The sequence below is a fragment of the Campylobacter sp. LMG 17559 genome (assembly GCF_024723605.1).
In the GTDB taxonomy this organism is placed as follows: domain Bacteria; phylum Campylobacterota; class Campylobacteria; order Campylobacterales; family Campylobacteraceae; genus Campylobacter_D.
In genome coordinates this window covers 1-983 of the sequence record NZ_JANQCZ010000044.1, presented here as the reverse complement: position 1 = coordinate 983, position 983 = coordinate 1, and the positions used below count along the sequence as shown (strand labels likewise).

The 983-nt window shown below is 28.1% G+C and carries 1 protein-coding gene and 1 pseudogene; both read left to right on the top strand.

The window, feature by feature from the left end:
* Positions 1-417, top strand: a pseudogene (locus tag CAMP5082_RS08220) (hypothetical protein); the annotation flags it as partial.
* A partial coding sequence (locus CAMP5082_RS08215) for a hypothetical protein (protein ID WP_337206430.1) occupies positions 401-983 on the top strand: 583 nt, incomplete at its 3' end. The pseudogene CAMP5082_RS08220 and the gene CAMP5082_RS08215, both read left to right, overlap by 17 nt.

Sequence of the window (983 nt, the reverse complement as noted above, 5' to 3'; positions counted from 1 at the left end):
ACTTTACAAATGCAAAATAATCTTAATTATTTTTATCTTGCTTCTAATAGCACTACCAATTTAAACGAAATGAATAATTTTATAAGCATTATGGATAGATATATCATTTTTATTAACAAAATAGATGCATTGCCTGACACTTATGCGCTTATGAAAATAGCCTTTAATGCTGATTATTTTCTTTTTAATTTAATCCCATTTGCTTCAAGCCTAGATAAAAACTTTATGTGTTCTATACCTCAAAAAGAACAGTTATTAGAAAATATGATTAATTCTTATAAAAAAATGAATTTATTATATAAAACAAAACTAAAAACCGAAATTCAAGAAATGATATACCCAACAATATATGAAGCAAAAAGATATAATTATTTCATAAATATTGCTAAAGGAAGATTAAATGCATGCGGAAAATAATTTAAGTCCTGAAGATAGACAAGGTATAGAAAATGCTGTGTTTGCTAAAAAAGATATAATACCGGATTGGATAGCAAATTTTAATAGACAAGATATAGAAGACTTACAAGATAAAACTCAATATTTGCGGGATACTGTAGATAGATTAAAAAACACCGTAAATTCTTACTCCAAGCAATATCCTACTTTAGAACCAATAGCAAGAAAAATAAGAATAATAACCAAACCAACAGAAAACACTTTAAAAATTATGGATTATTCTTTAGAATATGTCCTTAATGGCGAAAGGTCGGTAGTTATTAAAGCTATAGCTGAAGGGGTTGAAACTATTGTTTATACAGTTGGTATTTCTGCGACTGCAATTGCAGCTGGAATTGTGAGTTTGGTTGGTATATTATGTCCAGATTCAGCACCTTTGGTAGCATTTGGTGCCTTTGTAATATTCACTCAAGGAGAGGAGCTGAGTTACTATATATCACAAAAAGCTAAAGAAATAATAATAAATTTTTTAAATCCAAAAATACAATATTTTCCACAAACTATCCATCTGGGCAATGGACAATATT